A 25445-nucleotide genomic window follows, 5' to 3' on the forward strand; every position below is an offset into this window, starting at 1 on the left:
GAAAGGGACCGGTGCTGCGCATCGCCCTGCCGCCCAACATAGGTGGCTTGGTGCCGCGGTTCTGCTGTGCCAATTGAGACTTTCTCGCTCGGCTGAGCTCGCGTCCATTCTTGTCTCGCGTGCGCAACGAACCACCCAAATAGATCGGACGTTACCCATAATGCTGCGGTTGGCGAACCTTCCGGCGCGAACGCGCCGCGCCACGGCGCGCGAATTGCGTTGAGCGCCGATGGCCATCACTGATGTTCCCGAATATGCCCATCTGAGCGATAAGGACCTCGACGAGTTCGCGGCGGCGTTGGACACGATCCGTTGCGACATCGAGTCTTCGCGCGGTGCCGAAGATCGGGCATACATCAAGCGCGCCATCGCTTTTCACCGAATTCTCGAGGTCGCGGCAAGGCTTGTCATCGGCGCCGGCAAAGGCAAATTCAGCTGGGCCGTGGGGACCTCCGCTCTGGCCGCCGCCAAGTGCATCGAGAACATGGAACTCGGCCATAACATCAGTCACGGTCAATGGGATTGGATGAACGATCCGGAAATCCACTCCAGCACCTGGGAATGGGATATGGCCGGTCTGACATCCCAATGGCAGAACTCCCATAACTACAAGCACCACGTCTTCGCGAACGTCGTCGGCGTAGACGACGACCTCGGCTTCGGCATCCTGCGGGTGACTCGAGACGAAAACTGGCGGCCGAGCGCCTTGATGCAGCCGTTGCGTGCGGGGTTGCTGGCGCTGTTATTCGAGTGGGGCGTCGCCCTGCACTGCTTGTATTCGGTGCAGGAGCGCGAGACGACGGACGCCGGTAAAGCTGCGCACAAAACAGCGCTTCTCCGCAAGATCGCGCGGCAGGTCGGCAAGGACTATGTGCTGTTTCCCGCGCTGAGTCGCCGACGGTGGCGGCGCACATTGGGAGCCAACATCGTGGCCAATGGGCTGCGCAATATATGGGCGTACGTTGTCATCGTCTGCGGCCACTTCACCGACGGAGCGGAAAAGTTCACCCCGTCAGCACTGGAGGGCGAGACGAAGCCCGAATGGTATCTGCGGCAAATGCTGGGTACCGCGAACTTCCGGGCCGGGACGGTGATGGCGTTCATGAGCGGAAACCTCTGCTACCAAATCGAACACCACATCTTCCCTGATCTGCCGAGCAATCGGTACCCCGAGATCGCGGAGCGGGTGCGCGCTTTGTGTGCCACCTATGACTTGCCGTACACGACCGGCCCGTTGCATCGCCAGTACCTGCTGACCGTGCGCACGATTTGCAAACTGGCGCTGCCGGACCGGTTTCTGACCGCTACGTCCGATGACGCGCCAGAGACCGCGTCCGAGCACAGGTTCCGGAACACCCCGCAGCGATCACACGTCCCGGGCGTGGGCAACGGCATGGCGCGACGTGGCTTAGCGACAGCGATACTCGCCCACAAGTAGTCAACGTCAGTTGTGAGCGGATTACTCTGCAGCACAACCCAATTAGCGTTCGGGATTACTCCCTCACCTGGCGATTGACCAAACCCGCAACGAACCGGGAATCGATCTCTTCACCTCCGTCGCCGTAGTACACGCGGTACGACTCGACGACGGTGCTGTCCTCGGCCACACACGTGTTGGTGACTTTGATCCAGTTGCCAGAGTTGGGGTTTTGGAGCATGTCACCTTCACGGATCTCCGACAGCGGCACCTGTTCTGTTGCATGTTCCGAACTCATTGCACTCCCGGGTCTCGCGGTCGGCTGCTTGACCATCCGGGGATCGTCCCCTGGATCGCCTCCAGGATCCTCCGCTCAACGGCACCGGTCAATGACCGGTTCACAGGCAGCAGAGCTGAGCGGGTGCACGATAATCGTCGGACTACGTGACCGTTTCGCTGTGCAGCCGCACCAAACGCGTGGTGCTGGTCTCGTCGAGATCGACGACGTCGCCGCGGGACCGCAGGAAATCGCTGAACGATTTGAAGCCCAAGGACTTCTCGCTGAACGACGGATCCATCCGTTTCATCTGGGCTTTGACCGCTGAGTTGTGCAGCCACTCGGTGTCGTCCTTCTCCTGGCCGATGCGCAGCGCGCGTTCGAGCAATCCGGTGGCGGCGGCCTGCGGATCGGCCGGCGCGTCGTCGGCCTCAGCGGCGGTGCTCGGCCGCCGGCCACGCTGTTTGGATTCGGAGGATTGCGTTACGGCAGTGGGTATCCCGGGCAGCGCATCGTAGGTGACAAACTCGTCGCATGCCGCAGCCAGGGACCGGCTGCTGGCGCCGGCTACACCGATCCCCACCACGTAGCGGCCGAGGCGTTTGCACCGCTGAGCCAGCGCGATGTAATCGGAATCGCCGCCGACGATCACGACATGGGTCAGATCGGGTAATCGGAACATGTCCTCGACCGCGTCGACGGCTAGCCGGATGTCGGCACCGTTCTTGCCATACGCGGCAGCCGGAAACAGTTGAACGAGATCGACCGCGCGACCGACGAGCTGGCCGTGGTAGGCGGCGTTGACATCGGCCGACCAGTCCGCATAGGCGCGGGTGAGCACAAGCGTGCCGAACGACGACGCGAAGTCGATGATGGCGCCGACGTCGACGGTCGCCGACTGCAGCCGGTCCGTCTCGAGCCCCTTGGTCTTGTCCTTCTGGAAGGAGTTGCGTCCGTGCACCTGGTCGTAGCGGGAGATCACGATGTTGTCGAAGTCGAGGTAGACGGCAACGCGGGTGGTGCCGGATTCGGTCATCGTGCGTTCGCCTCCTGGACCACCGGTCGCGCCATCCCTGCCGCGGAGCGGCTTCGCCCGCCGCCGGACCGGTTACCGGGGGCGCGTTCCGTGCTGGCAAGTGGTTGATCCACCACCTGACCGACCGGACGACTTTCATCGAGAGCAGCCATCCGGTCATCGTGCGCTACGGAACTTAACCCATCAAGCCCCAACGCAGCGGCAACAACCGAATTGACGCGAATTGACGCGTCGAATTATTCGGGACCCCAGCGTGTTTACGCATCCTCAACCGGCTGCGCCGTATCGCGGGGTGTAACGTGGTGGTCGCGAAGACTTTCAGCCAAGCCCATGTTGTCTTGGTTTTCGAGGCCATTCTTCTCGTCGTCGGCCCGTCACTGGAGTTGACGGGACGGACGGGACATTCGGTCGGTGGCCGCCGCCACTACTACTAAGGAGTCAGAGTTACTCGGTACGGCTGCCCAGCCGGCCGCAGCTCCGGTCTAACCAACGAATAGTATTGGCGTGCAGATCAATTGGCTTAGCCCGCGCAGACACCGGAACGCCTGAGTCAGCCGCCCAGAACTACTGAGAGTCGCTGCTCGGTCATTTACCGCATCAAAGCCGTCAAGGCTGCCGCCTCGCTTGCCGCTAAGGCGCCCGTCGGCGGCTCAGCGCTAGTGCCTGCGGTGGACACATAAGCCCCATGAAAGGAGCAAACCATGGCGATCACCGACATTGCGGGCTTCGCCCACCTGACCGACGCCGATATCGAGACGCTGGCCATTGAACTGGACGCGATCCGGTTGGATATCGAGGATTCCCTGGGCGAGCACGATGCGCGCTACATCCGCCGCACCATCGCCGCACAACGTGCCCTGGATGTAGCCGGCCGTCTCATGCTGGCCGGTAGCTCGAAGCGCTCGGTGTGGTGGGCAGGAACCGTGACGCTTGGATTGGCGAAGATCATCGAGAATATGGAGATCGGCCACAACGTCATGCACGGCCAGTGGAATTGGATGAACGACCCCGAGATCCACTCCTCGACATGGGAGTGGGACATGAGTGCAGCCTCAAAACACTGGATTTCCGCACACAACTTTCAGCACCACAAGTACACCAACATCCTCGGCATGGACGACGACGTCGGCTACGCCATCCTTCGAGTTACCCGTGACCAGCCCTGGGAGCCATACAACGTCGGCAACCTGCTGTTCAACACGATCCTTGCGCTGGGGTTTGAGTGGGGAATCGGCCTGCAGACCGTCGATTTGTCCAAGCTCTGGAAGGCCGGCCCGGAGGGCGCCATCACCCTGCAGCGGACGCGCGAGTTTTCGACCAAGGCGGGAAGGCAGCTGGTCAAGGATTATGTCGCGTTCCCGGTGCTCACCTCGCTGTCGCCGGCGGCGACCTACAAATCGACGGTGACGGCCAACGCGGTGGCCAACGTGATCCGCAACATCTGGGCCGATGCGGTGATCTTCTGCGGGCATTTCCCTGATGGCGCAGAGAAATTCACCAATAGCGACATGATCGGCGAGACGAAGGGCGAGTGGTATCTGCGCCAGATGCTGGGCAGCGCCAACTTCCAGGCCGGGCCGGTGCTGCGGTTCACGAGCGGCAACCTGTGCTACCAGATCGAGCATCATCTTTACCCCGATCTGCCGAGCAACCGGCTGCACGAGGTCTCGGTGCGGGTGCGTGCGGTGTGCGACAAGTACGACTTGCCCTACACCACAGGTTCCTTCCTGATGCAGTGCGGCAAGACGTGGCGCACCATCGCCAAACTGTCGCTGCCGAATAAGTACCTGCGTGATACCGCCGACGACGCAGCAGAGACCCGCAGCGAGCGGATGTTCGCCGAACTCGGGCCCGGCTTCGGCGGGACCGACCCGGCAACGGGCCGCCACCGCGGCCTCAAAACAGCGATCGCTGCGGTCCGACGATGGCGTCCGGGTGCTCGACGCGCGCAATGACAGCGACCAGGCCGAGCGAAATATTGTCTCAGGCAGGCGTTTTCAATCTACGACGACTGCGTTCGCTCTTTGAGAGGGAGTCGCTCGACCCGCGTGCCCGAACCCCCGGGACCGACTGTTAAGGTCGCCCACCGACGCGCAGGGACGACACCCATTCCGCCCCAGGGGTTTTCGTGCTGAATCGCTAGACGGGGCTTACCTGCACCGCCTGAGGACCTTTAGGTCCCTGCGTGATCTCGAATTGCACTCGTTGGTTCTCCTCGAGGGAACGAAAGCCGCTGCCTTGTATCTCGGAATGGTGGACGAACACATCCTTTGCGTCGCCATCCGGAGCGATAAAGCCAAAGCCCTTCTCGCTATTGAACCATTTCACAGTTCCCTGTGTCATACTATTTCTCTCTCTTTTCAACTAGATGCAATTTCGGATGCATCTATAACCAACCATAACATAGTAGATTCTGCAGGCTCGATCACTTTATGTGTCCAAGTATTTTTGTGCCGCTCGGGTCCGGCCACGGTGTCTGCAATGAACAACGCTGCACGTCAAAGGCGAATATAAGACGGATGATTTTTCCTCGTCGGCACGATTGGCCTGGATTTCGGTTAGTGCTTCTTGACACGCGATAATGTCTCGGCCGCGGAGATTCGCACGGCCTGGGCGCGGCTGTCGGCGCGCTTCTGCTTCAGAGATTTACCGGATTTCTTGCTCATAGTTTGCCGGGGAGATTTATCAGCCATCATGGCCCTTCGATGGGGGCCTGTGTGGTCCCAATTCACCGAGTATACGCCCCGTGCGCCGGCGGTGGTATCGATGGGACGATCCGCCACGTGAACGCGACGTCCCCGGGGCCGGACAGAACGCTGAGCTGCCCTAGCGTCCCGGCAACCATTCCTGGCCGGAGTTGGTGACAGGCGCCGACTGCGACGCAAGCCCTGAATCCAGGGCGCCTCGGCGGACCAGTTCCCGTAACACGCTGACGTTCATCGGTTGTGCTGACGCGGCGACCTCGCTTAGCAGGCGCTGCGCGTCCTCGCCGGAAACCGAAGGCGCTAACACGAACAACACCGCGTCGCGAGACCTGGTGCCCTTCAGGTAAATCGTGTCGCTGAAAACCAGCCGGTATGGATCAAGTGAAACCATTTCGTTGCGGCGGATAACTCGCGACGGGGCGGGTAACCACGCGGTTGGGTCGTAAACGACTCGGCGCACACGGCCAACCCGCAAATTGAACACGGTAACCAAGTCGGGTAGCTCCAAAGCAAGATCCAGGCTTTTGGGCCACCAAACGCCGTCGACCGCCGCATTGGTGAGGTCGCGTTCGCACAGCGTTAATCGGGTTGGGTGTGAGGGAGAGGACAAAACGTGCGCCACTGCGACGCTCCCGTCTACCAATTTTTGCCATCGCAGACGGCCACCGAAGCGGTACTCGACAAACCCACGACACCAAGAGCATAGACCCGTCGGTGGCACAGACGATGCGCGAATCGCTGAAAGGCGATGAGCGGTGCGCGGTCTGTCACCGACGCAACCTCGTTCGTCCTCTGACCTCCGGGCTCATCGGATAACGACGACTACTAGAAAAAGGCTCTTGGGCAAGCTAATTCGGCATTATCGGCGAGTTCATCCGCTAGTCGTCATCGCGAAAGGTGAAGCTTCGGCGAGCCGATCGATGGTGTGTTGCCGAGGCCCACGTGCGAGGACCGCGGGTGACCACCCGAAGAGATGGTGGCGTAACGTCGGTAGCGAGCTGTTTCGTTGTCGACGCTGGCCTCGATCGGTATTTCGCGAACGAGATTGCGGGCAATGCGATTCCTCCATCGGACCGACTCGCGGTCCGATCGCTTCGCACTTCGAAGGGCCGTTTCATGAATCGCGCAGACACGGTGATGGATGTCATTGCGTCTCAGCAGAATCCAACGACAGACGTCACCGTGGCTGCTGTGCAACAAGGGCGCGAAGACATGCTTGCCGCGGAGCCAACTCCGTGCGTCGTTGGTGCGGCAGGGGCGCGGCGCCCTGCGAGCCCGGTGCGGCTCACTCTGGCGCCCATGCTCGGGAATGAGATTGATGGAGCGTGGTGGCCCCGCACGGGGGTGATCTCGCGGGAGCTCCCGGAATTGGTCTCCGTTTTGGAGGCCCGTTTGGGCCATGTCAACGACATCAACGTCAACTGGTCATCGTTGCAATGCCAGCAGGATTTGAATTGGGCCTGGTGGCAGGGTGTGCGCCCGCACCTAATGACGATTGGCGGCCACGATGCGCGGGCGAAGATTCTGATCGTTCCGTGCCGAACCGGGACGGCCCTTGCCGTGATGCTTTTGCGCCGGGCCGCGGGCCTATCCGTCCTTGCGGTGCATCGTGATTCCCGGGCGTTCCTGACCGCCGAATGCGTTCTCCGCGCGGCCCGGGGCGAGCGAATGTTTGAAGTACGTCGCTCGCGGCGAGCTGGTGTTGCAGTGGCATCCAAGGGTCGCAAGGATTGAGACCCGCTCGGGTCAACCTGCCGCGCTGATCGTCAGCAGGCTTTCCGCGGTCGAGACATTGCTTGGGCCGGCCGCGCTCATCATGATGGCGTGTGCCTGGTCCGAATCGGTATCCGGGGAAATCACCAGCAAGACGATTTTGTTGCGATTAAGCCCAAGGACTTCGACGGTGTTGATCGGTTGGCGGCGGTATCCGTTGAGTCGTACCGTTCGCCCCCCGGTCTCGAGTTTTGCAGGCGGCGTTGCCCATTCGTTCACGTTGTAGATCACGCGGCCAATCGGTCCCAGTCGAACAGATAGCACCGCCAGCAGATCCGGCAACTCCGCAGTCAGGTCCGCACTGTGCGGCCACCACCCCCCATCGACGTACCCGTTCTGAGGCGCCTTGGGCTTCAGCCTCAGGCGCGGTGTGTGCATCGGTGGGGTATGCCGGTGCCCGACATCGGTGGGGTTATTTTTCAGCGTCATCGCGACGCTCCCGTCTTGACCGCGAAACCGGCCAAATTGTTCAAATCGACGACGACATGGCTTTGAATAGCCAGGTACGAGATATCGCCGACACTGCCTACCCTACGCGGAGGCGGCCGAAAAACGACCCCAAATGTCGCCGCGATCAGCCGATGGTTCTCAGCGGACGGAAACCAGTTGATCGATCGAATCGACGGGCAAGTCACCGTCAACTATCGCGGTCACTACCAGCTGATTGAGCGTGATCGCGCCCTTGTGATTATCGAGGAATGCGGTGTCGGAGGCGTCACGGCCGGTGGCGATGCGGACCAGGGTTTGCCGCGGCGCTAATAGCGTCGCATCGACGACCCGCCATTGCCCCTGGACAAAAGCCTCGGCCACCGCGTGAAAGTCCATTGGGTACAGGCCGGGCGCGTACACCGACACCAGGCGGGCCGGGACCTTCACCGCACGCAGTAGCGCCACTACGAGATGCGCGAAGTCTCGGCACACGCCTTCACCGGCGAGCAACGTCTCCACCGCGCCGTCAATCGGATCGCTGGAGCCGGGCACATAGTTCAGCCGGGTACCCACCCACGAGCTCACATGCTCCAGCAACGTCGCGGAGTCATGGTCGTTGCCGAATTCGGTTGCGGCGAAGCCATAGAACTTGTCGGCCTCGGCGTAGCGGCTGGGCCGCAGATACATCGACTGGTCGTATTCGGTCACCGGAGCGGGATCGGTCTGACCCACTATTGTCGCTGCGTAGTCGACTTTCAGGGTGCCGACTCCGGCGTCGAACTTGTGAATGCGGTTGCCGTGCACACCACTGATTTCCAACGGCTGGATCTGCTGTCCGTTCAAGACGAATCGCAACGACTCGAAGACTTCCGTGTGTGGATGCGGTGCAACAGCCAGCTGAAACTCCAACGTTGTGGCCGCGGTGATTTCGACTTCGAGTTCGGCGCCCACTTCGCGTCTCATAACGCAATACTGCGCTGGTGCTTCCGGATTTGCCAGCCGTGTGACGGCCTATCAAGATCAGCCACCTCGGTAAACGATTCGAATCGTTGAGATGTCAGGTCACCCTTGGAGCGAGCAGAACTGCACTGCTCCAACGGTTTCCGGGCCCTGCTCAACGGGGGAGCCGGTCCGCCATTTGGTTGGCGATTTGCCTTGCCTGGTTGATGGTCCCAGGTGCGCAGACGTTGACGTCGAGGACCACATTGGCTACCGCGCTCAGGACGTGCTGGCACACCACCGGGCTGTTGGCCAGAGTGTGCTTGAGGGCGACATTGGGTGGATTGCCGCTGATCTCCCCGAAGGTCCACTCGAATGTGGTTTTGTCGCCGACCTGAGTCACCCTTCTCCCGGCGCAGGTCCGCCATTGAGACGCCTGGGCCGTCACAAATCCCTGCGCTTGGGCGGCGGACGCGAAGATCACCGCACCCTGGACCGCGACGTAGCCGGGATTGCTCTGTGGTTTCTTCAACAGCTGGGCGAGCATCGCGGTGTATCCGCTGCTCTTGTATGTCGGGGTTTGGAAACCGATCAGCGCGCCGAGGCACTTGTCGTCCGACATCGTGTTGGCGGGGTCGGGGTCTGTCATCGATGTGTTGCTGTGGTCGACGACCATGCCGGTGGTGCCGACTATGGTGTTGATTTGCTCCACCGGGAGCAGGAGTGAATTCAGTTGTGCGGGAACCACTGTGGGGACAGCGCTAGTGGTCACGGTGCCGGCGGTAGGAGCAGCTGCGATGGTGCTGGTGACGGGACTGTCGGGCTGCGGGCTTCCGGATTGGCGAATCGCCAACAAGATGCCCGTGCCCGCGACGGCCGCGACGACGACCACGAGAGCGCCGATGATCAACCCCAGCCTGCGCTTGGGTGCAGCGGGCGGCGGCCACGGCGTGACGGGCGGGTTGGCGACCCATGTCGGTGGGCCTGGTGCGGGTGATGTTTGGCGCCAGAGCTGCTGGGCTCGCGGTGGTGGGGCGAAGTGTTGGCTGTGCTGGATCAGGTCCGTCGCCTGGTGCTGATCGGGAGTGCTCAACGCGTGCAGGGCGGCCTGAGCGAGATCGCCCGCGGTGAGGTAGCGGTCGTTGGGATCTTTGGCCATGCCCCGGGCGATGACGTCGTCGAATGCCGCCGGGATGGCCGGATTTCGTCGACTGGGCCGCGGGGCCGGCTCCATCAGGTGCGCGGCCATCAGACCGCTGAGGCTATCGGTTTGGAAAGGCGTTGCCCCCGTGATGCATTCGTACAGAAGGCAGGCCAGAGCATAGATGTCGACCCGGTAGGTGGCGTCGTCCTTGCCGAATCGCTCCGGTGCCATGTAGTTCCAACTACCCACAGCGGCACCGGTTTTGGTGACACGCTGATCTGTGGCCGCCGCGGCGATACCAAAGTCCACCAGGTAGGCGAAGTCGCCCTCGGTGAGCAAGATGTTTTCGGGTTTGATGTCGCGATGGATGACCCCGGCGCGGTGGGCGGCATCGAGTGCGGAAGCGACTTGCTCGACGATTGCCACCGCGCGCGGCGGTGACAGCGGCCCAGTGCGGTTCAGCACGGCGCCAACGTCTTTGCCTTCGATGAAGCGCATATCGATGAACAGCTGGCCGTCGACTTCGCCGTAATCGTGAATGGGCACGATGTGCGGTTCCAGCAGCCGGCCCGCCGTCTGGGCTTCACGTTGCATGCGCCGCCGAAAGACGTCGTCGGAGCCGACCTGCTCGGACACCAGCTTGAGCGCCACCACGCGGTCTTTGACGGTGTCGTAGGCCTCGTACACTTCGCCCATCCCGCCGCGGCCCAGCAGCCGGCGCAACCGGTAATGCCCGAATCGACTTCCGACCCGCGAATCGGGCCGCACTTCACTCATCGATATCCCCCCGGCGTTAAACCAACAGGCCTACGCCTCATCCGCGCGCATCGACTCGCGGATCTCGGCCAGCCGGTCGGCCGCCGCGCGCTGGCGCTCGTCGTATTGTTCGGCGACCGAGCGCCCCTCCGGGGATTCGGCGTCGAGTTCCGCGTCGCCCAGTGACGTCGCGTAGCGGCCTTCGATTTTCTCACGCACGGATTCGAAGGTCGGTACACCCGCGCTGTCGTACCCGGGGTCGGGTGGCGTGGTGCCGGGGTTTGCTGGTTCGTCGGCCATGTTCGCCACGCTACTGCGGGGTGACGGGGTCCTGCTGCTCGCGCGCGAGATAGCGCACCATTAGCTCCCAATAGAGCAGGGTCAGCGACATCTGCAGCGCGGTTGCGGCCGCCGCGGGCAATACACGATGGCGGCGGGCCGCCACCACGGCGACCAACGCCGACGCCGAGGTCAGCCCGCTGACCACGACGGCACCGTCCCGCGGGCGACGGGTGATCCACAGTTCCTCGCCCAGCATCGCCCGCGTCGACCAGGCCCGTAGCTGATGGGGTTTGCCGAAGACGAACGGATTGACCACCATCCACAACGCGAGCCACGCTGCGTGGCTGCGCCGTCGCGTCCATACCGGCACCAGTATCAACGGAGTGCTGGCCCAGCGCGTCCACGCGCTCCACGGATTGCAGTGCCGGGCGAACATCGCACGCCGGACCCGTGCAATGGACAGCACTCGCGATTACCTCGTCGCGGTGTTGGAATGCTGCGCCGAGATCACCACCGGCGCAGTCGACGACGCCTCGGCAGGCGACGTGCCGGGCAACGGAGCTCGCGGCACCCCGGGAGTGCCCAGCTGGCCGGCCAGCCACGGCAGCGCGGCCGCGAAGACTCGGTCGGCGAACGGCCAGTCGTGCTTGCCCGGCTGGGGGAGCACAGCGCAGTCGATGCCATTGGTCCGGCCCAGCGCACACAGCGAGTAGGCGGCCGCGGTCTGGTTGCTCGGGTTGGCGTCGGCCTCGCGCCCCGCGAGACGCATCGCGGCGGTGTCCGCGATGGCGACGTCCCGGTGTGCTGCCGGCGGGCCGTCCGAAGAGATCGCGAACCAACCGGACACGTTGTGGTACCGGCCGTGCCGGTTGATCACGTTGCTCGGGTCGAATGCCGCCCACGCGTCGGCGTTTCCGCCGAACAGCCGGCTGATGGTTTGCGCCTTGTTGCCGGCATTCGGGAAGAAGTCACCGGCGACGTCGACGAACGCGCTGAACATGTCCGGGTGCATGACGGTCAAGTCCACCGCGCAGGTTCCGCCCATGGACCAGCCCGCGACGCCCCAGTTGGAGCGGTCTGGGCTGACTCCGAAGCTCGAAACCATATAGGGGACAACATCTTTGGTCAGGTGATCGGCCGCATTACCGCGAACCCCGTTCACGCATTCGGTGTCGTTGTTGAAAGCCCCGCCGGAATCCACGAACACCAATACCGGGGCCTCGCCGTGGTGGGCTGCGGCGAAGTCGTCGATCGTCTTGATCGCATTGCCCGCACGCGTCCAGTCCGCGGGGGTATTGAACTGCCCGCCGATCATCATCACCGTCGGCAGAGCCGGCGGCGGGCTACTCTCGAACCATTCGGGCGGCAGGTAGACCAGCTCGCCGCGGTGCTTGAAATGCGATGCGGACGAGGGGATTACCACCGGCACCACGCTGCCGTGCGACGGACGGCTTCCCTTGGCGGCCATCGCGGTAACGGTAGCCTGATCGGTCTGGTCGGGTAGCGGGCCGGAGGTGAGCTGGCCCCAGGCGGACTGCACGGTGGGGAAGTAGCCGACCCACAGATTGAGCACCAGCGCGGCACTCAGCAGGCAGAGCGGTACCGACGCCAGGGCGGTACTACGTTGCCAGTTGCGGGCGCCGCGCCAGCCCAGAAACAGCACCGCCGCCGCCATACCCGTCAGCGCGGTCCAGAGCCACACTCCTGCCGGGGCCGGTTCGTCGGACAGGCCCCGATCGGCGATGTACCAGTGCGTCCCGTATGCAAATGTGCCGCCGACCGCGGCCGCCAGTGGCAGGCACACCATCCGCCAGCGCCGCGATCGCCAGGCGAAGGCCAGCGCCAGCACGATCGCCGTGACGACCTGGACCGTTATCGGTACCCAGCCGTGCATCAACGAGGTATGACTGCTTGCCAACAACTGCCCGGTCACATCGGGCGCCGGCGCTGTCATGCGATCCAGTGTGATGGATCGTTAACAATCCTGGAACATAATCACGCAATGTTCTCGGTGCGGTCGCCGGGTTTTCCGGCCGGCGGCTAATGCGGCTTGGCCAGCGGAAATGGCAATGTCTCCCGGATGCTGCGGCCGGTTATGAGCATCACGAGCCGATCGATTCCCATCCCGAGCCCGCCGGTCGGCGGCATCGCGTATTCCATGGCTTGCAGGAAGTCTTCGTCGAGCTCCATCGCCTCCGGATCGCCGCCGGCGGCCAACAGCGACTGCGCGAGCAGCCGGCGCCGCTGTTCCACCGGGTCGGTGAGCTCGCTGTAGGCGGTGCCCAGCTCGATGCCCCAGGCCACCAGGTCCCACCGCTCGGCCACCCCTGGTTGACTGCGGTGCGGACGGGTCAGCGGCGAGACGGACGTCGGAAAGTCGATGTAAAAGGTCGGCGCCTCGGTCCGGTCCTCGACCAGGTGCTCGTAGAGCTCCAGCACCACGGCCCCGGCGTCCCAATGGTCCCGATAGGGAATGTGGACGTGGTCGGACAGCTTGCGAAGCGCGGTCAACGATGTGTGCGGGTCGATGTGCTCGCCGAGCGCTTCGGAGACCGCGTCGTGCACGGTCTTCACCGGCCACACACCGGAGATGTCGACCGGTTCCAGGCGGGCGTCGCTGGTCGGCGCGTCGTCCGCGCGGGGCCGCAGCACGGTTTGCGTGCCGTTAGCGGCTTCGGCGGCGTTTTGGATGAGCTCGCGGCACCCGTCGATCCACACCCGGTAGTCGGCGTGCGCCTGGTAGGCCTCCAGCAGCGTGAACTCCGGGTTGTGGCTGAAGTCGACACCTTCGTTGCGGAAGGCCCGGCCCAGTTCGAACACTCGCTCCACGCCGCCGACACACAACCGCTTCAAGTAGAGCTCGGGCGCGATGCGCAAGAAGAGGTCCATGTCATAGGTGTTGATATGGGTGACGAACGGGCGGGCGGCGGCTCCGCCGTGGATCGGTTGCAGGATCGGGGTTTCCACCTCGATGAAACCCTTGGCGAACAGCGTTTCCCGGACCGAGCGCAGCACGCTGCTGCGGGCCGTGACGAGATTGCGCGACTCGGCATTGACCGCCAGGTCGACATAGCGGGTGCGCACTCGCGCTTCCGGGTCGGTCAGCCCGTTCCATTTGTTGGGCAACGGCCGCAAGCATTTTCCGACCATTCGCCATTCGCTCACGATCAGCGAGCGGGTTCCGCGCTTGCTGAAACCCATGTGCCCGGTCATCTCGATCAGGTCACCGAGATCGATGGCCGCAGTGAAATCGGCGGTGCGGCCGGCCTCGAGGCGGGAATTGTCCAGCAGCACTTGCATTTCGCCCGACCAGTCACGCAGTTCGGCGAACAGCACACCGCCGAAGTCACGTATCCGCAAGATGCGGCCGGCCACCGATACGGTGTCCTGGTCGTCGGCGCCGAGAGCCTGCGCGACGGTGTGACTGGGTGGCGACCCCACCGGATAGGCGTCAACACCGTTGCGCTGCAGCGTCCTTAGCTTGGCCAGGCGCACCCGCACCTGTTCGGGCAGTCGGCGTCGGTACTCCTCGGAGTCGACTTCGTCGCCGCGCTGCAACCCGCTGACGTCCGGAGCGGATCCGTCTTCGTGCAACAACCCGGATTCCGCCAGCCTTTGCGGCACTGCGGGGTGGTGTCCGGTATGCACCTTGTCGCGCCGGCTGAACGGCAACACCAGGAACCCTTCGGCCATGGCCGAAGCAACGCCGACCCGGGGGATCAACCGGGCGTCCTCGTAGCACGCGTAGCGCGGCACCCATTCGGGTTGGTATTTCATGTTCGAGCGGTACAGCGTCTCGAGCTGCCACCACCGGGAAAAGAACAGCAGGAACCCACGCCACAACCGTGCGATCGGGCCGGCGCCGAGTTGGGCGCCTTGCTCGAAGGCCGACCGGAACATGGCGAAGTTCAACGAAACACGGTTGATACCAAGCGCTTCCGCGTTCAGGGCGAGTTCGCTGACCATGAATTCATTAGTGCCGTTGGGGGATTGGGGAGAGCGGCGCATCACGTCCAGGGAGACCCCGGTGCTGCCCCACGGGACCAGCGACAGCATCGCGACCACCTGGTCGTTCCGATCCAGCGCCTCAACCAGCAGGCAATCGCCGTCGGCCGGATCGCCCAGCCGGCCCAGTGCCATGGAAAACCCGCGCTCGGACTGGGTATCGCGCCACGCATTTGCGCGCGAAATCGTCTCGGTCATCTCGTCTGCGGTGATGTCACGGTGGCGCCGGACGCGTACCGTCAGCCCGGCCCGGCGCGCGCGCGTCACGGCCTGGCGCACCCCACGCATGTCCGGGCCGGACAGCTTGAAATCGGCGGTCCGCAGGATGGCCTCATCGCCGAGCTCCAGGGCATTGAGGCCGCGCTCGCGATAAGCCTGGGCGCCTAGCGAACTGGCGCCCATCACCCCGGGTGCCCAGCCATAGGTTTTGCACAGCGCCAACCACGCGTCGACGGCCTGCGGCCATGCCCTGGGGTCGCCCACCGGGTCACCGCTGGCCAGGCAGACGCCGACCTCGACCCGGTAGGTGATCGCGGCGCGTCCGCTGCTGGCGAACACCACCGACTTGTCGCGACGAGTGGCGAAGTAACCCAGCGAGTCGTTCTTGCCGAACAGCTCCAGCAGCCCGCGGATCGCCGACTCGTCCTCGCCGGTCAGCGCGTTGTCGGCGCGCTGCGACTGGAACAGCACGATCGCGGCCGCGATCAACGCGAGGGCGCCGAACAACCCGAATATCGCGTTGAGTAAGAGGTGCGGTTTGCCGGTGAACAAGTCGGGATCCGCGAGGGCGAACCCGACCACCCGGTTGGCCACGTACGGTAGCCGGTCCTGTCGGGCCAGTGATCCGGGGAACAGCTCGACCAGGCCCCAGGACAGCAGGATTCCGATCACGTCCCCGGCGACGAGGACGGCCGCCGCTTTGAGCAGCGCGGCCCGGCGGACCTTGGCCCAGAACTCCCGATAGCTCAACACCAGCAGGACGATCACGACGATGTGCATCGCGAACCCGAGGTTCTCACCGAACGTCTCGGCCGCGGTGTTGTCGCCGGCGGCGATATCGGCGGCGTTCCAAAACGCCGCAAGGATCATTTGGCCTAGCAGCACCCACCAGGCGATGCGTTTGCGGGCGGTCAGCGCCGCCGCCAGCAGCGCCAGCACGAAGGACCACGCGATGCTGGTGTCGGGGAAGTTGAACAGGTAGTCGTTGATGAATTCCCGTGGGGCCTTGATCAACCAGCGCAGCAGTGGCGACACGCTGGCCAGCAAGGACAGGGTGGCGATGACGCCAACGGTCCAGCCGGCCGCGGCCGGTACCCACCGATACCGGGAATTCGACCGGCTGCCTGAGCGAGGCTTTGCGACAGTCACAGACCGCGAGGATATGCCCTCAACCCTTGAAATGCCTGGCGAAGCGCCAAGACTGGTCGAGAGTAGTTGTCGGTCCGGGCGCACCGCGACGGCGCAGGCCAGGCGGCTGGCTTCGACGATGGCGGGCAGCTGAAATGCTGGAAGACGCCTGATGGCTGCTAGACTTTCCTCCACGACCATCCCGGCTAAGGCCTGGGACAGTTAAGTGGAGTCCCACTCCCACCGCTCGCCGCGAAATTATTTCAAGGTGCAGCGGTCCGGTCACCGGCACCGTGAGGTGCCGGTTTCGCGCTCGGCGCGGACGACTTGAACGCGTTTCAGGTCGTGATCGGTCGGCATTGGGCCCTGCTATGCGGGGCTTTTTTGCTGATGTTGTGGTGTTTCCACCGCTGAATCCCGACGGGCCCAGTCACCGGTCGTAGCTAGACGACGACAGAAGCCCAACAAGGGAGGCCCCATCAGCACTGAGACCCGCGTCAACGAGCGCATTCGCGTACCTGAAGTCCGACTGATCGGCCCAGGGGGGGAGCAGGTAGGCATCGTGCGCATCGAAGACGCACTGCGCGTCGCCGCGGACGCCGATCTCGACCTCGTCGAAGTTGCCCCCAACGCCAGGCCACCGGTCTGCAAGATCATGGACTACGGCAAGTTCAAGTACGAGGCGGCGCAAAAGGCGCGCGAATCCCGCCGGAACCAGCAGCAGACCGTCGTCAAAGAGCAAAAGCTGCGACCCAAGATCGACGATCACGATTACGCGACCAAGAAGGGCCACGTAATCCGCTTCCTGGAGGCGGGATCGAAGGTGAAGGTCACCATCATGTTCCGCGGACGTGAGCAGTCGCGGCCCGAGCTGGGCTACCGGTTGCTCCAGCGTCTGGGCGCGGACGTCGCCGAATACGGATTCGTCGAAACGTCCGCCAAGCAGGACGGCCGCAACATGACGATGGTGCTGGCACCGCACCGCGGCGCGAAGACACGCGCCAGGGCGCGGCACCCCGAAGAAGTGGGACCCGAGGCGGCGCACGACGTCGACGAAACCGGCGACACCGCCGCTTCACCGAACTGACCCGACACCGAGAACAAGCGAGAACTAGAGGAAACATGCCTAAGGCCAAGTCCCACAGCGGGGCGACAAAGCGGTTCCGGCGCACCGGGACCGGCAAGATCGTCCGCCAGAAAGCCAATCGTCGGCATCTGCTCGAGCACAAGGCGACCAAACGCACCCGCCGGCTCGATGGCCGCACCACGGTCGCAGCCAACGACACCAAGCGTGTCAACGCGATGCTGAACGGCTGACCTTCAGCAAGCCGAGTGCCGGACGAAGGCATACCTGCCGCCGGCACCGGAGACCATTTACGTCTGAACGAGAGTAGGAACATCCATGGCACGCGTAAAGCGGGCAGTCAACGCCCACAAGAAGAGGCGCAGCGTCCTGACGGCCTCGAAAGGCTATCGCGGCCAGCGGTCTCGGCTCTACCGCAAAGCCAAAGAGCAGCAGCTGCATTCGCTGCAGTACGCCTACCGCGACCGCAGGGCGCGCAAAGGCGAGTTCCGCAAATTGTGGATTTCGCGGATCAACGCGGCGGCGCGCGCCAACGACATCACCTACAACCGGCTGATCCAGGGCCTGAAGGCTGCGGGCGTGGAAGTCGACCGCAAAAACCTTGCCGACATCGCGATCACCGATCCGGCGGCGTTCACCGCGCTGGTCGATGTCGCTCGGGCGGCACTGCCCAAGGACGTCAACGCGCCCTCCGGAGAAGCTGCTTAACCCCGGTGCTCACCGAGCGCTCGGCCCGGGTGGTCGCGGCGGTCAAATTGCATCGCCATGTCGTGCGACGGCGGTCGAACCAGTTCCTGGTCGAAGGCCCCAATCTGGTCGAGGCCGCGTCGGCACGCGGACTTGTCCGCGAGGTGTTCGTCACCGAACTCGCGGGGCAGCGGCACGCGACCCTGCTGGCGACCCAGCAGTGTCCGGTCCATGTGGTCACCGAGCGTGCGGCAAAAGCCTTGTCCGACACCGTTACTCCGGTGGGGTTGGTGGCGGTGTGCGATCTGCCGGCGACCGGGCTGCAACAGGCGCTGGCAGGCTCGCCGCGGCTGGTCGCGGTGGCCGTCGAGATCGGTGAGCCGGGCAATGCGGGCACGCTGATCCGTGTCGCCGACGCCATGGGCGCCGCGGCGGTGATCCTCGCCGGGCGCAGCGTCGACCCCTACAACGGCAAGTGCCTGCGTGCGTCGGCCGGCAGCATCTTCTCGCTTCCGGTCGTCTCCGCTCCGGACGTCGACGCGGTCTTCACCGCGGTACGTGACGCCGGGCTGCAGGCGCTGGCCACCACCGTCGACGGTGGGACCCGCTTGGACGAGGCAGACCAGCTGCTGAGCAAGCCGACGGCCTGGCTGTTCGGCCCCGAATCGCACGGCTTGGCCGAAGAGATCACCGACCAGGCGGACCATCGGGTGCGCATCCCGATGTCGGGCGGTGCGGAGAGCCTGAACGTGGCCGCCGCCGCGGCGATCTGTCTGTACCAGAGCGCACTTGCGCTGGGTGTGCTGCAGCGTTTTTAGCGGCCTCTAGCGGCTCTACGCGGCTTTTTTGGGGCCCCGGGCGGGGCGCAGCCCGGCCAGCGAGAGCGTGGTGTGCACCAACGACCCGGCCCGCTCGATCAACGACTTGTGCGGCGGGACATAGTGCATCGGCAGCCCGCGTCGGTCGCGGGGCGGCGCCACGAACTCGGGCGCCTCGACCAGCGGCGCGTTGATCGGAGCCCGGCCCTCGGCGCGGCGGTAGGCGGCCAGCGCCCGCGGGTGCAGCCGGATTTCGTCGGGAACGGCCAGGAACGCCAGCGCGATCATCTTGCCGAAAACCCGCAGCAAGATCTCATCGCCCGGTGTCCAGCGCATGCCCGCCTTCTCGCGCACCGCGGGCTCGAAGAGCCCGGCCGCGATCCAGCGCTGACCGGCCACCAGCGGCTTGAACATCTGGTCCCAGATCGGCGTCGGCATCAGGATGAACTTCGGCTTGGGGATGCGTATCCGGAAGATGTCCAGCGTCGCCTGGTTGATTTCCAGCTCGTCGCGGCAGACCCGGTCCCAGTACTCCTGGAATTCCTCCCAGGTGCCAGGCACCGGCCGCATGCTCATGCCGTACATCCGGTACCACTGCACGTGCTCGTCGAACAGCTGGCGTTTCTCGGCCTCGGTCAGGCCACCGCAGAAGTACTCGGCGACCTTGACGATGAGCATGAAGAACGTGGCGTGCGCCCAGTAAAAGGTCTCGGGGTTCAGCGCGTGGTAGCGGCGCCCTTCGGCATCAATCCCCTTGATGGTGTCGTGGTAGTGCTTGATCTGCTCACCGGTCAGGGCCGCTCGATCGCCGTCGTAGACCACGCCCATGATCGGGTACACCGATCGGGCCACTCGCTGCAGGGGCTCGCGCAGCAGGATCGAATGCTCCTCGACGCCCGCACCCAGCTGTGGGTACATGTTCTGGATCGCCCCGATCCAGACGCCCATCATGCCGGTGCGCAGGTCGCCAAAGTACTTCCAGGTAAGGGAATCTGGTCCGAGCGGATCGATGGATGTGGTCGATGCGGTAGTCATCACGACCTCCTACTCCGGATTGAGCTCACGATAACTTTGACAACGCACGTTGTCTACGATTTCGGCGCGCGCCCGCGAAGCTGTTACCGAGATTCCACAGTGGTGTGGCAACGTCGTGATCAGTAGGTTTGGTGCGACGTGTGACACAACCGGACGGGCGTCATTGCCCGGCTTCCCCGAAACTACTTACCCTTGCCAGGTGGAACTCGCGCCGCGCGATCCGGATCCGGGCGAGTCCTTAGAAAAGGACTCAGAATCGGTGACGACGGTGGCGCCTCCCGGCTCAACCTCTCCCTCAGGACAACGACCTCCGGTGTCCAAACGCACCGCGGCACAGTGGTGGCAGACCGCAAATCGCAGCCCGGGCGTGGTGGCGTTCATCCGGCGGGCGCGACGGATGCTGCCCGGGGATCCCGAATTCGGTGACCCGCTCTCGACGGCGGGTGACGGCGGCCCGCGGGCGGCGGCCCGAGCCGCCGACCGGCTGCTGGGGGATCGCGACGCGGCATCGCGCGAGGTCAGTTTGAGCGTGCTGCAGGTCTGGCAGGCGCTGACCGAGGCGGTGTCGCGGCGGCCGGCGAATCCAGAGGTGACGCTGGTTTTCACCGATCTGGTTGGCTTCTCGACGTGGTCGTTGCAGGCCGGTGACGACGCGGCGCTGACCCTGCTGCGCCAGGTGGCGCGGGCCGTGGAGCCGCCGCTGCTCGATGCGGGCGGGCACATCGTCAAACGAATGGGCGACGGCATCATGGCGGTGTTCCGCCATCCGGACGTCGCGGTGCGGGCCGTGGTGGCCGCCGACCAAGCGATGAAGTCGGTCGAGGTGGCGGGCTATCGGCCGCGGATGCGGGTCGGGATCCACACCGGCCGGCCGCAGCGATTGGCCGCCGACTGGCTCGGCGTCGACGTCAATATCGCCGCTCGCGTTATGGAACGCGCCACAAAAGGCGGGCTCATGGTCTCGAGTTCGGCGCTGGATTTGATCCCGCAAAGCGAGCTGGACGCGTTGGGCGTGGTCGCTAAACGTGCACGTAAATCCATGTTTGCGCCGAAAACGCCGGGCATTCCGCCGGACTTGGCGATATATCGTCTCGAATACTCTTAGGGAGTTGACAGCGTCCGATCACAGAGCCGAAACAATTTAGCCGTCATAATGGATTCAATGTTTGGGGGCATCCTTTCCCGGCTCGCCCGGGTCCGATTCACCGTTGGCTATGTGGCGGTGCTGCTTGCGGTCAGCTGCGCCATCCTGGCGCTCGGCCAGCACGCGCATGACGTCATCGTCCAGCGCGCGAGCACCAACCTGCACAACTTGGCGCACGGACATGTGGGAACGCTGCTGGGCAGCGCGCTCGTCGTCGACGCCGGTCCGCTCTGGTTCTGGGTGCCGTTCCTGACCTGCCTGCTGGCTCTCGCGGAGCTGCATCTGAGCACCATCCGGCTGGTAGTCGCATTCCTGGTCGGTCATATCGGCGCGACGTTGGTGGTGGCCGGCGCTCTGGCCACCGCGATTGAGGTCGGCTGGATGCCGATAACGGTTGCCCGGGCCAGCGACGTCGGGATGAGTTACGGCGCGCTCGCGGCGCTCGGCGCGATGACCGCCGCCATACCCCAGCGGTGGCGTCCGGCGTGGGTCGGCTGGTGGATCGCGGCGGGCCTGACGTCGGCGATCATCGGCGCAGACTTCACCGATGCCGGGCATACGGTGGCCGTGATCCTCGGCGTGCTGGTGTCCGCCCGGTTCCGTCAACCGATCCGCTGGACGCCGGTGCTGATTGCGATGCTGGTCGCGTCTTCCGGGTTCGGATTCCTGGTCCTGGCTCACCACTGGGCGACGATGGCCGCCGCGCCGGTCGTCGGGGCCCTCGGCGCGTTCGTGGCTTACAAGATCGCCCAGCTCAGGGCCGCGCGCACCACGCCGCCGACGTCCGCGGCAGTCGACGAAGAAGCGCTCGCCGACTTGCAGCCGGCGCTCGCCTGCTAATCCAACGCCGGCCACCGAAGCGCATTCAGTTCACTGAACTCGGTCACATATGATCGGCACTCGACCCGTGCCGCGCTGAAGCCCGCCCGTTCGGCGACGATCCGGTCCAGAACAGCCTCGTCAGCAAGGAGAGTGTCGCCGCGTGGGTGATCAACCCGTCGACCTGTCGCCGGAAGCGTTGGCCGAGGCAGTCAATGCTGCCCGGCAGGCCATCGGACTCGCCGGAACCCTCGACGCGCTGGCACTTGTCAAGACGGAGCACCTCGGTGATCGCTCGCCGATTGCGCTGGCCAGACAGTCGCTGGGGACGTTGCCCACCGAGGAGCGTTCCGACGCCGGCAAGCGCGTCAATACCGCGCGCGGCGAGGTTCAACGAAGCTATGACGGACGGCTGGCGGTGCTGCGTGCCGAGCGCGACGCGGCCGTACTGGTCGCCGAAAGCATCGACGTCACACTGCCGTCGACCCGGCAGCCACCCGGCGCCCGGCACCCGATCACGATCCTGGCCGAACACGTCGCGGACACGTTCATCGCGATGGGTTGGGAGCTGGCGGAGGGCCCGGAGGTCGAGACCGAACAGTTCAACTTCGACGCCCTGAACTTTCCGCCCGACCATCCCGCGCGTAGCGAGCAGGACACTTTCTATGCCGCGCCGGAGGAATCCCGGCAGCTGCTGCGTACCCACACCTCACCGGTGCAGGTGCGGACTCTGCTGGAGCGCGAGCTACCGGTCTACATCGTCTCCATCGGGCGGACCTTCCGCACCGACGAACTCGACGCCACCCACACGCCGGTCTTCCATCAGGTCGAGGGCCTGGCGGTGGACCGCGGTCTGTCGATGGCGCATCTGCGCGGCACGCTGGACGCATTCGCGCGCGCCGAGTTCGGCCCCGAGGCACGCACCCGGATCCGGCCGCACTTCTTCCCGTTCACCGAGCCGTCCGCCGAGGTCGACGTGTGGTTTGTCGGCAAAAAGGGCGGTGCCGGCTGGGTGGAGTGGGGCGGCTGCGGGATGGTCCATCCAAACGTATTGCGCGCCGCTGGAATTGATCCGGAGGTCTATTCGGGCTTCGCATTCGGGATGGGCCTGGAACGCACCCTGCAGTTCCGCAACGGCATTCCCGACATGCGCGACATGGTCGAAGGTGACGTCCGATTCTCGTTGCCGTTCGGGGTGGGTCTGTAATGCGTGTTCCTTACAGCTGGTTGCGCGACGTCGTTGCCGCCGGGGCGCCGGGCTGGGATGTCAGTGCGAGCGACCTCGAACAGACGCTGGTGGGCATCGGCCACGAAGTCGAGGAAGTCATCACCCTGGGTCCGGTCGACGGCCCGCTGACCGTGGGCCGGGTGTCCGCCATCGAGGAGCTCACCGAATTCAAGAAGCCGATCCGCGCCTGCCTGGTGGACGTCGGCGAGGGCGAAGAACGTGGAATCGTATGCGGTGCAACCAACTTCGCGGTCGGCGATCTGGTGGTGGTGGCGCTGCCCGGCGCGATGCTGCCCGGCGGTTTCGCCATCGCCGCCCGCAAGACCTACGGCCGCGACTCCGATGGAATGATCTGCTCGGCATCCGAACTCGGCTTGGGCGCCGACCATTCCGGAATTCTGGTGCTGCCGCCGGGAACCGCCGAACCGGGCGCCGGCGGCGCCGAAGTGCTCGGGCTTGACGATGTGGTCTTCAACCTGGCGATCACCCCCGACCGCGGCTATTGCATGTCGGTACGCGGCTTGGCCCGCGAGATCGCCTGTGCCTACGGCTTGAATTTCGTAGACCCGGCACAGGTGAAGCCGTTGCCGGCCGACGGCGAGGCGTGGCCGCTGACCGTGCAGGCGGAAACCGAGGTTCGACGGTTCGCGCTGCGCCCGGTCACCGGGATCGACCCCGCCGCGGTGTCGCCATGGTGGCTGCAGCGCCGGCTGCTGCTGTCCGGCATCCGGGCGACGTCTCCGGCGGTGGACGTGACCAACTACGTGATGCTGGAACTGGGCCACCCGATGCATGCCCACGATCGCAGCCGCATCACCGGCGGCTTCACCGTGCGGTTCGCGGAGCCCGGCGAGACCGTCGTCACGCTCGATGACATTGAGCGCAAACTCGATCCGGCCGATGTGCTGATCGTCGACGACGTCGCGACGACGGCGATCGGCGGCGTGATGGGCGCGGCGAGCACCGAGGTGCGCGCGGACTCCACCGACGTGCTGCTGGAGGCCGCGGTGTGGGACCCGGCCGCCGTGTCGCGCACCCAGCGGCGGCTGCACCTGCCCAGCGAGGCCGCCCGTCGTTACGAGCGCGCCGTCGACCCCGCGATTTCGGTGGCCGCGCTGGACCGGTGTGCGGCGCTGCTGGCCGACATCGCCGGGGGAGCGGTATCGCCGACCCTGACCGACTGGCGCGGCGACCCGCCACGGGACGACTGGTCACTGCCCCCTATCTCGATCGCCGCCGACCTGCCGGACCGTTTCGCCGGCGTGGCATACGCCCCGGGCACGACTGTCCGGCGCCTCACTCAAATCGGTGCTGTGGTAGCCGAAAACGGCGATGCGCTGACCGTGACACCGCCGAGCTGGCGGCCCGATCTGTTGCAGCCCGCCGACCTCGTCGAGGAGGTGCTGCGGCTGGAGGGCCTCGAGGTCATCCCGTCGGTGCTGCCGTCGGCGCCCGCGGGCCGCGGACTGTCCCCGGTGCAGAAACGTCGCCGCGCGATCGGTAAGGCACTCGCGCAGTCCGGGTACGTCGAGATCCTGCCGACCCCGTTCCTGCCCGCCGGCGTGTTCGACCTGTGGGGTTTGCCGGCCGACGACCCGCGGCGCACGACGACGCGGGTGCTCAACCCGCTGGACGCCGACCGCCCGGAGCTGGCCACCACGCTGTTGCCCGGATTGCTGGAAGCATTGGGCCGCAATGTATCCCGAGGCCTGGTTGATGCCGCGCTGTATGCTATCGCGCAGGTAGTGCGGCCGACCGAGCAGACCCGCGGCATTGAGCTGATCCCGGTGCACCGTCGGCCGACGGATGACGAGGTCGCCATGCTCGACGCGTCGCTGCCCCGGCAGCCGCAGCACGTCGCCGCGGTGCTGGCCGGGCTCCGCGAACCGCGGGGCCCCTGGGGGTCCGGCCGCGCAGCCGATGCCGCCGACGCCTTCGAGGGGGTGCGAATCATCGCGCGCGCCAGCGGAATTGACGTCACGCTCCGGGCGGTCCAGTACCTGCCATGGCATCCCGGCCGGTGCGCCGAGGTCGTCGTCGGGGAACTGGTCATCGGCCATGCGGGTCAGCTGCATCCCGCCGTCGTCGAGCGGTCCGGTCTGCCGAAGGGCACCTGCGCCCTGGAGCTCAACCTCGGTGCGCTCCCGATCACCGAGCTGTTGCCGGCGCCCCAGGTGTCGCCTTTCCCGGCCGTCTTCCAGGATGTGAGCCTGGTGGTGCCCGCGGATGTGCCGGCCCAGGCGGTGGCCGACGCGGTGCGCGAAGGGGCCGGCGAGCTACTGGAAGACATGCAGCTCTTCGACGTGTTCACCGGCCCGCAGATCGGCGAGGATCGCAAGTCGCTGACCTTCGCGCTGCGGTTCCGCGCGCCGGATCGCACGCTGACCGAAGACGACGCCAGCGCCGCCCGCGACGCCGCCGTGCGGCACGCCGCCGCGGCCGTGGGTGCCGAACTGCGCGCCTGAAGCCGCGGCCAGGCCGCGGAATGGATTTGCAATCGTCTGCATAACCATGCAGAAT

General features: G+C 65.1%; 24 protein-coding genes. 12 read left to right on the forward strand and 12 right to left on the reverse strand.

From position 1 onward, the window contains the following. The first annotated feature begins 229 nt into the window (after positions 1–229). A complete protein-coding gene (locus tag ACZY0B_RS07905) occupies positions 230–1438 on the forward strand; it encodes a fatty acid desaturase family protein (protein WP_463763505.1) in 1209 nt (402 codons plus the stop codon). Between the two features lie 55 nt (positions 1439–1493). Here ACZY0B_RS07905 and ACZY0B_RS07910 read toward each other — a convergent pair whose 3' ends face one another. Together ACZY0B_RS07910 and ACZY0B_RS07915 are read right to left on the reverse strand one after the other, a co-directional pair. Continuing rightward, positions 1494–1715 (reverse strand): hypothetical protein, encoded by a 222-nt coding sequence (locus ACZY0B_RS07910; protein ID WP_463763506.1) that lies wholly within the window; start codon positions 1713–1715, stop codon positions 1494–1496. Between the two features lie 142 nt (positions 1716–1857). Further along, complete coding sequence (locus ACZY0B_RS07915) at positions 1858–2730, reverse strand: NYN domain-containing protein (protein WP_463763507.1); 873 nt, start codon at positions 2728–2730, stop codon at positions 1858–1860. Between the two features lie 302 nt (positions 2731–3032). Here ACZY0B_RS07915 and ACZY0B_RS07920 point away from each other — a divergent pair, with 302 nt between their 5' ends. Both ACZY0B_RS07920 and ACZY0B_RS07925 read left to right on the forward strand, forming a co-directional pair. Further along, complete coding sequence (locus ACZY0B_RS07920) at positions 3033–3164, forward strand: DUF6131 family protein (protein WP_463763508.1); 132 nt, start codon at positions 3033–3035, stop codon at positions 3162–3164. 267 nt (positions 3165–3431) lie between these two features. Further along, the gene (locus ACZY0B_RS07925; protein WP_463763509.1) at positions 3432–4685 is read left to right on the forward strand and encodes a fatty acid desaturase family protein; all 1254 of its coding nucleotides are present in this window, start codon (positions 3432–3434) and stop codon (positions 4683–4685) included. Positions 4686–4869: 184 nt separating this feature from the next. On the opposite strand, the gene ACZY0B_RS07930 is transcribed toward ACZY0B_RS07925, so the two are convergent. Beyond that, positions 4870–5073, reverse strand: a complete 204-nt coding sequence (locus tag ACZY0B_RS07930) for a cold-shock protein (RefSeq protein ID WP_463763510.1) — start codon at positions 5071–5073, stop codon at positions 4870–4872. Between the two features lie 483 nt (positions 5074–5556). Beyond that, positions 5557–6156: a DUF5994 family protein gene (locus tag ACZY0B_RS07935; RefSeq protein ID WP_463763511.1), complete on the reverse strand. Its 600-nt coding sequence runs from the start codon at positions 6154–6156 to the stop codon at positions 5557–5559. 395 nt (positions 6157–6551) lie between these two features. Between ACZY0B_RS07935 and ACZY0B_RS07940 the strand changes: the two genes are divergently transcribed. Beyond that, entirely contained in the window at positions 6552–7169 is a 618-nt protein-coding gene (locus ACZY0B_RS07940; protein WP_463763512.1) for a DUF5994 family protein, read from the forward strand. Positions 7170–7181: 12 nt separating this feature from the next. Here ACZY0B_RS07940 and ACZY0B_RS07945 read toward each other — a convergent pair whose 3' ends face one another. The 7 genes from ACZY0B_RS07945 to lysX form a co-directional block, all read right to left on the reverse strand. After that, positions 7182–7637 carry a DUF5994 family protein gene (locus ACZY0B_RS07945; protein ID WP_463763513.1) on the reverse strand — a complete coding sequence of 152 codons (456 nt, stop codon included), beginning with the start codon at positions 7635–7637 and terminating at the stop codon, positions 7182–7184. A 159-nt stretch (positions 7638–7796) separates the two neighbouring features. Next, complete coding sequence (locus ACZY0B_RS07950) at positions 7797–8600, reverse strand: transglutaminase-like domain-containing protein (RefSeq protein WP_463763514.1); 804 nt, start codon at positions 8598–8600, stop codon at positions 7797–7799. Between the two features lie 151 nt (positions 8601–8751). Continuing rightward, positions 8752–10497, reverse strand: coding sequence for a serine/threonine-protein kinase PknH/PknJ (locus tag ACZY0B_RS07955; RefSeq protein WP_463763515.1), 1746 nt, complete (start codon positions 10495–10497; stop codon positions 8752–8754). A gap of 30 nt (positions 10498–10527) precedes the next feature. Continuing rightward, positions 10528–10776, reverse strand: a complete 249-nt coding sequence (locus tag ACZY0B_RS07960) for a hypothetical protein (RefSeq protein WP_463763517.1) — start codon at positions 10774–10776, stop codon at positions 10528–10530. Between the two features lie 10 nt (positions 10777–10786). After that, entirely contained in the window at positions 10787–11224 is a 438-nt protein-coding gene (locus ACZY0B_RS07965) for a DUF6653 family protein (protein ID WP_463763518.1), read from the reverse strand. A gap of 6 nt (positions 11225–11230) precedes the next feature. Continuing rightward, positions 11231–12712, reverse strand: a complete 1482-nt coding sequence (locus ACZY0B_RS07970) for an alpha/beta hydrolase (RefSeq protein ID WP_463763519.1) — start codon at positions 12710–12712, stop codon at positions 11231–11233. A gap of 86 nt (positions 12713–12798) precedes the next feature. Beyond that, positions 12799–16131: a bifunctional lysylphosphatidylglycerol synthetase/lysine--tRNA ligase LysX gene (gene lysX, locus ACZY0B_RS07975; protein WP_463763521.1), complete on the reverse strand. Its 3333-nt coding sequence runs from the start codon at positions 16129–16131 to the stop codon at positions 12799–12801. A 457-nt stretch (positions 16132–16588) separates the two neighbouring features. On the opposite strand from lysX, the gene infC reads away from it, so the two are divergent. From infC to ACZY0B_RS07995, 4 genes are all read left to right on the forward strand, one after another. Further along, positions 16589–17197, forward strand: coding sequence for a translation initiation factor IF-3 (gene infC / locus ACZY0B_RS07980; protein WP_463763559.1), 609 nt, complete (start codon positions 16589–16591; stop codon positions 17195–17197). A 35-nt stretch (positions 17198–17232) separates the two neighbouring features. Then, complete coding sequence (gene rpmI / locus ACZY0B_RS07985; protein WP_463763522.1) at positions 17233–17427, forward strand: 50S ribosomal protein L35; 195 nt, start codon at positions 17233–17235, stop codon at positions 17425–17427. Between the two features lie 85 nt (positions 17428–17512). Then, the gene (gene rplT / locus ACZY0B_RS07990) at positions 17513–17902 is read left to right on the forward strand and encodes a 50S ribosomal protein L20 (RefSeq protein WP_036468879.1); all 390 of its coding nucleotides are present in this window, start codon (positions 17513–17515) and stop codon (positions 17900–17902) included. Positions 17903–17907: 5 nt separating this feature from the next. Then, on the forward strand, positions 17908–18699 hold the full coding sequence (locus tag ACZY0B_RS07995; RefSeq protein WP_463763523.1) for a TrmH family RNA methyltransferase: 792 nt from the start codon (positions 17908–17910) through the stop codon (positions 18697–18699). Positions 18700–18714: 15 nt separating this feature from the next. Here ACZY0B_RS07995 and ACZY0B_RS08000 read toward each other — a convergent pair whose 3' ends face one another. Beyond that, positions 18715–19734 carry an oxygenase MpaB family protein gene (locus ACZY0B_RS08000; RefSeq protein WP_463763524.1) on the reverse strand — a complete coding sequence of 340 codons (1020 nt, stop codon included), beginning with the start codon at positions 19732–19734 and terminating at the stop codon, positions 18715–18717. A 313-nt stretch (positions 19735–20047) separates the two neighbouring features. Here ACZY0B_RS08000 and ACZY0B_RS08005 point away from each other — a divergent pair, with 313 nt between their 5' ends. The 4 genes from ACZY0B_RS08005 to pheT all read left to right on the forward strand — a co-directional run bounded on the left by ACZY0B_RS08005 (position 20048) and on the right by pheT (position 25390). Beyond that, positions 20048–20839, forward strand: coding sequence for an adenylate/guanylate cyclase domain-containing protein (locus tag ACZY0B_RS08005; protein ID WP_463763525.1), 792 nt, complete (start codon positions 20048–20050; stop codon positions 20837–20839). Between the two features lie 57 nt (positions 20840–20896). Further along, positions 20897–21718 carry a rhomboid-like protein gene (locus ACZY0B_RS08010; protein ID WP_463763526.1) on the forward strand — a complete coding sequence of 274 codons (822 nt, stop codon included), beginning with the start codon at positions 20897–20899 and terminating at the stop codon, positions 21716–21718. 142 nt (positions 21719–21860) lie between these two features. Beyond that, positions 21861–22904: a phenylalanine--tRNA ligase subunit alpha gene (pheS, locus tag ACZY0B_RS08015; protein WP_463763527.1), complete on the forward strand. Its 1044-nt coding sequence runs from the start codon at positions 21861–21863 to the stop codon at positions 22902–22904. Then, positions 22904–25390, forward strand: coding sequence for a phenylalanine--tRNA ligase subunit beta (gene pheT, locus ACZY0B_RS08020; protein WP_463763528.1), 2487 nt, complete (start codon positions 22904–22906; stop codon positions 25388–25390). Before pheS ends, pheT begins: the two co-directional genes overlap by 1 nt. The last annotated feature ends 55 nt before the right edge of the window (positions 25391–25445 follow it).

This window comes from Mycobacterium sp. IDUB_19, assembly GCF_055419445.1.

What these genes read in the sequence shown, in the direction of transcription:
- rpmI (WP_463763522.1), top strand. Translation starts at nt 17,233, where the DNA reads ATGCCTAAGGCCAAGTCCCACAGCGGGGCGACAAAGCGGTTCCGGCGC.
- rplT (WP_036468879.1), top strand. Translation starts at nt 17,513, where the DNA reads ATGGCACGCGTAAAGCGGGCAGTCAACGCCCACAAGAAGAGGCGCAGC.
- ACZY0B_RS07905 (WP_463763505.1), top strand. Translation starts at nt 230, where the DNA reads ATGGCCATCACTGATGTTCCCGAATATGCCCATCTGAGCGATAAGGAC.
- ACZY0B_RS07915 (WP_463763507.1), bottom strand. Translation starts at nt 2,730, where the DNA reads ATGACCGAATCCGGCACCACCCGCGTTGCCGTCTACCTCGACTTCGAC.
- ACZY0B_RS07910 (WP_463763506.1), bottom strand. Translation starts at nt 1,715, where the DNA reads ATGAGTTCGGAACATGCAACAGAACAGGTGCCGCTGTCGGAGATCCGT.
- ACZY0B_RS07930 (WP_463763510.1), bottom strand. Translation starts at nt 5,073, where the DNA reads ATGACACAGGGAACTGTGAAATGGTTCAATAGCGAGAAGGGCTTTGGC.
- ACZY0B_RS07950 (WP_463763514.1), bottom strand. Translation starts at nt 8,600, where the DNA reads ATGAGACGCGAAGTGGGCGCCGAACTCGAAGTCGAAATCACCGCGGCC.
- ACZY0B_RS07960 (WP_463763517.1), bottom strand. Translation starts at nt 10,776, where the DNA reads ATGGCCGACGAACCAGCAAACCCCGGCACCACGCCACCCGACCCCGGG.
- ACZY0B_RS08010 (WP_463763526.1), top strand. Translation starts at nt 20,897, where the DNA reads ATGTTTGGGGGCATCCTTTCCCGGCTCGCCCGGGTCCGATTCACCGTT.
- ACZY0B_RS07970 (WP_463763519.1), bottom strand. Translation starts at nt 12,712, where the DNA reads ATGACAGCGCCGGCGCCCGATGTGACCGGGCAGTTGTTGGCAAGCAGT.
- ACZY0B_RS08000 (WP_463763524.1), bottom strand. Translation starts at nt 19,734, where the DNA reads ATGACTACCGCATCGACCACATCCATCGATCCGCTCGGACCAGATTCC.
- ACZY0B_RS07945 (WP_463763513.1), bottom strand. Translation starts at nt 7,637, where the DNA reads ATGACGCTGAAAAATAACCCCACCGATGTCGGGCACCGGCATACCCCA.
- ACZY0B_RS07940 (WP_463763512.1), top strand. Translation starts at nt 6,552, where the DNA reads ATGAATCGCGCAGACACGGTGATGGATGTCATTGCGTCTCAGCAGAAT.
- ACZY0B_RS07955 (WP_463763515.1), bottom strand. Translation starts at nt 10,497, where the DNA reads ATGAGTGAAGTGCGGCCCGATTCGCGGGTCGGAAGTCGATTCGGGCAT.
- pheT (WP_463763528.1), top strand. Translation starts at nt 22,904, where the DNA reads ATGCGTGTTCCTTACAGCTGGTTGCGCGACGTCGTTGCCGCCGGGGCG.
- ACZY0B_RS07925 (WP_463763509.1), top strand. Translation starts at nt 3,432, where the DNA reads ATGGCGATCACCGACATTGCGGGCTTCGCCCACCTGACCGACGCCGAT.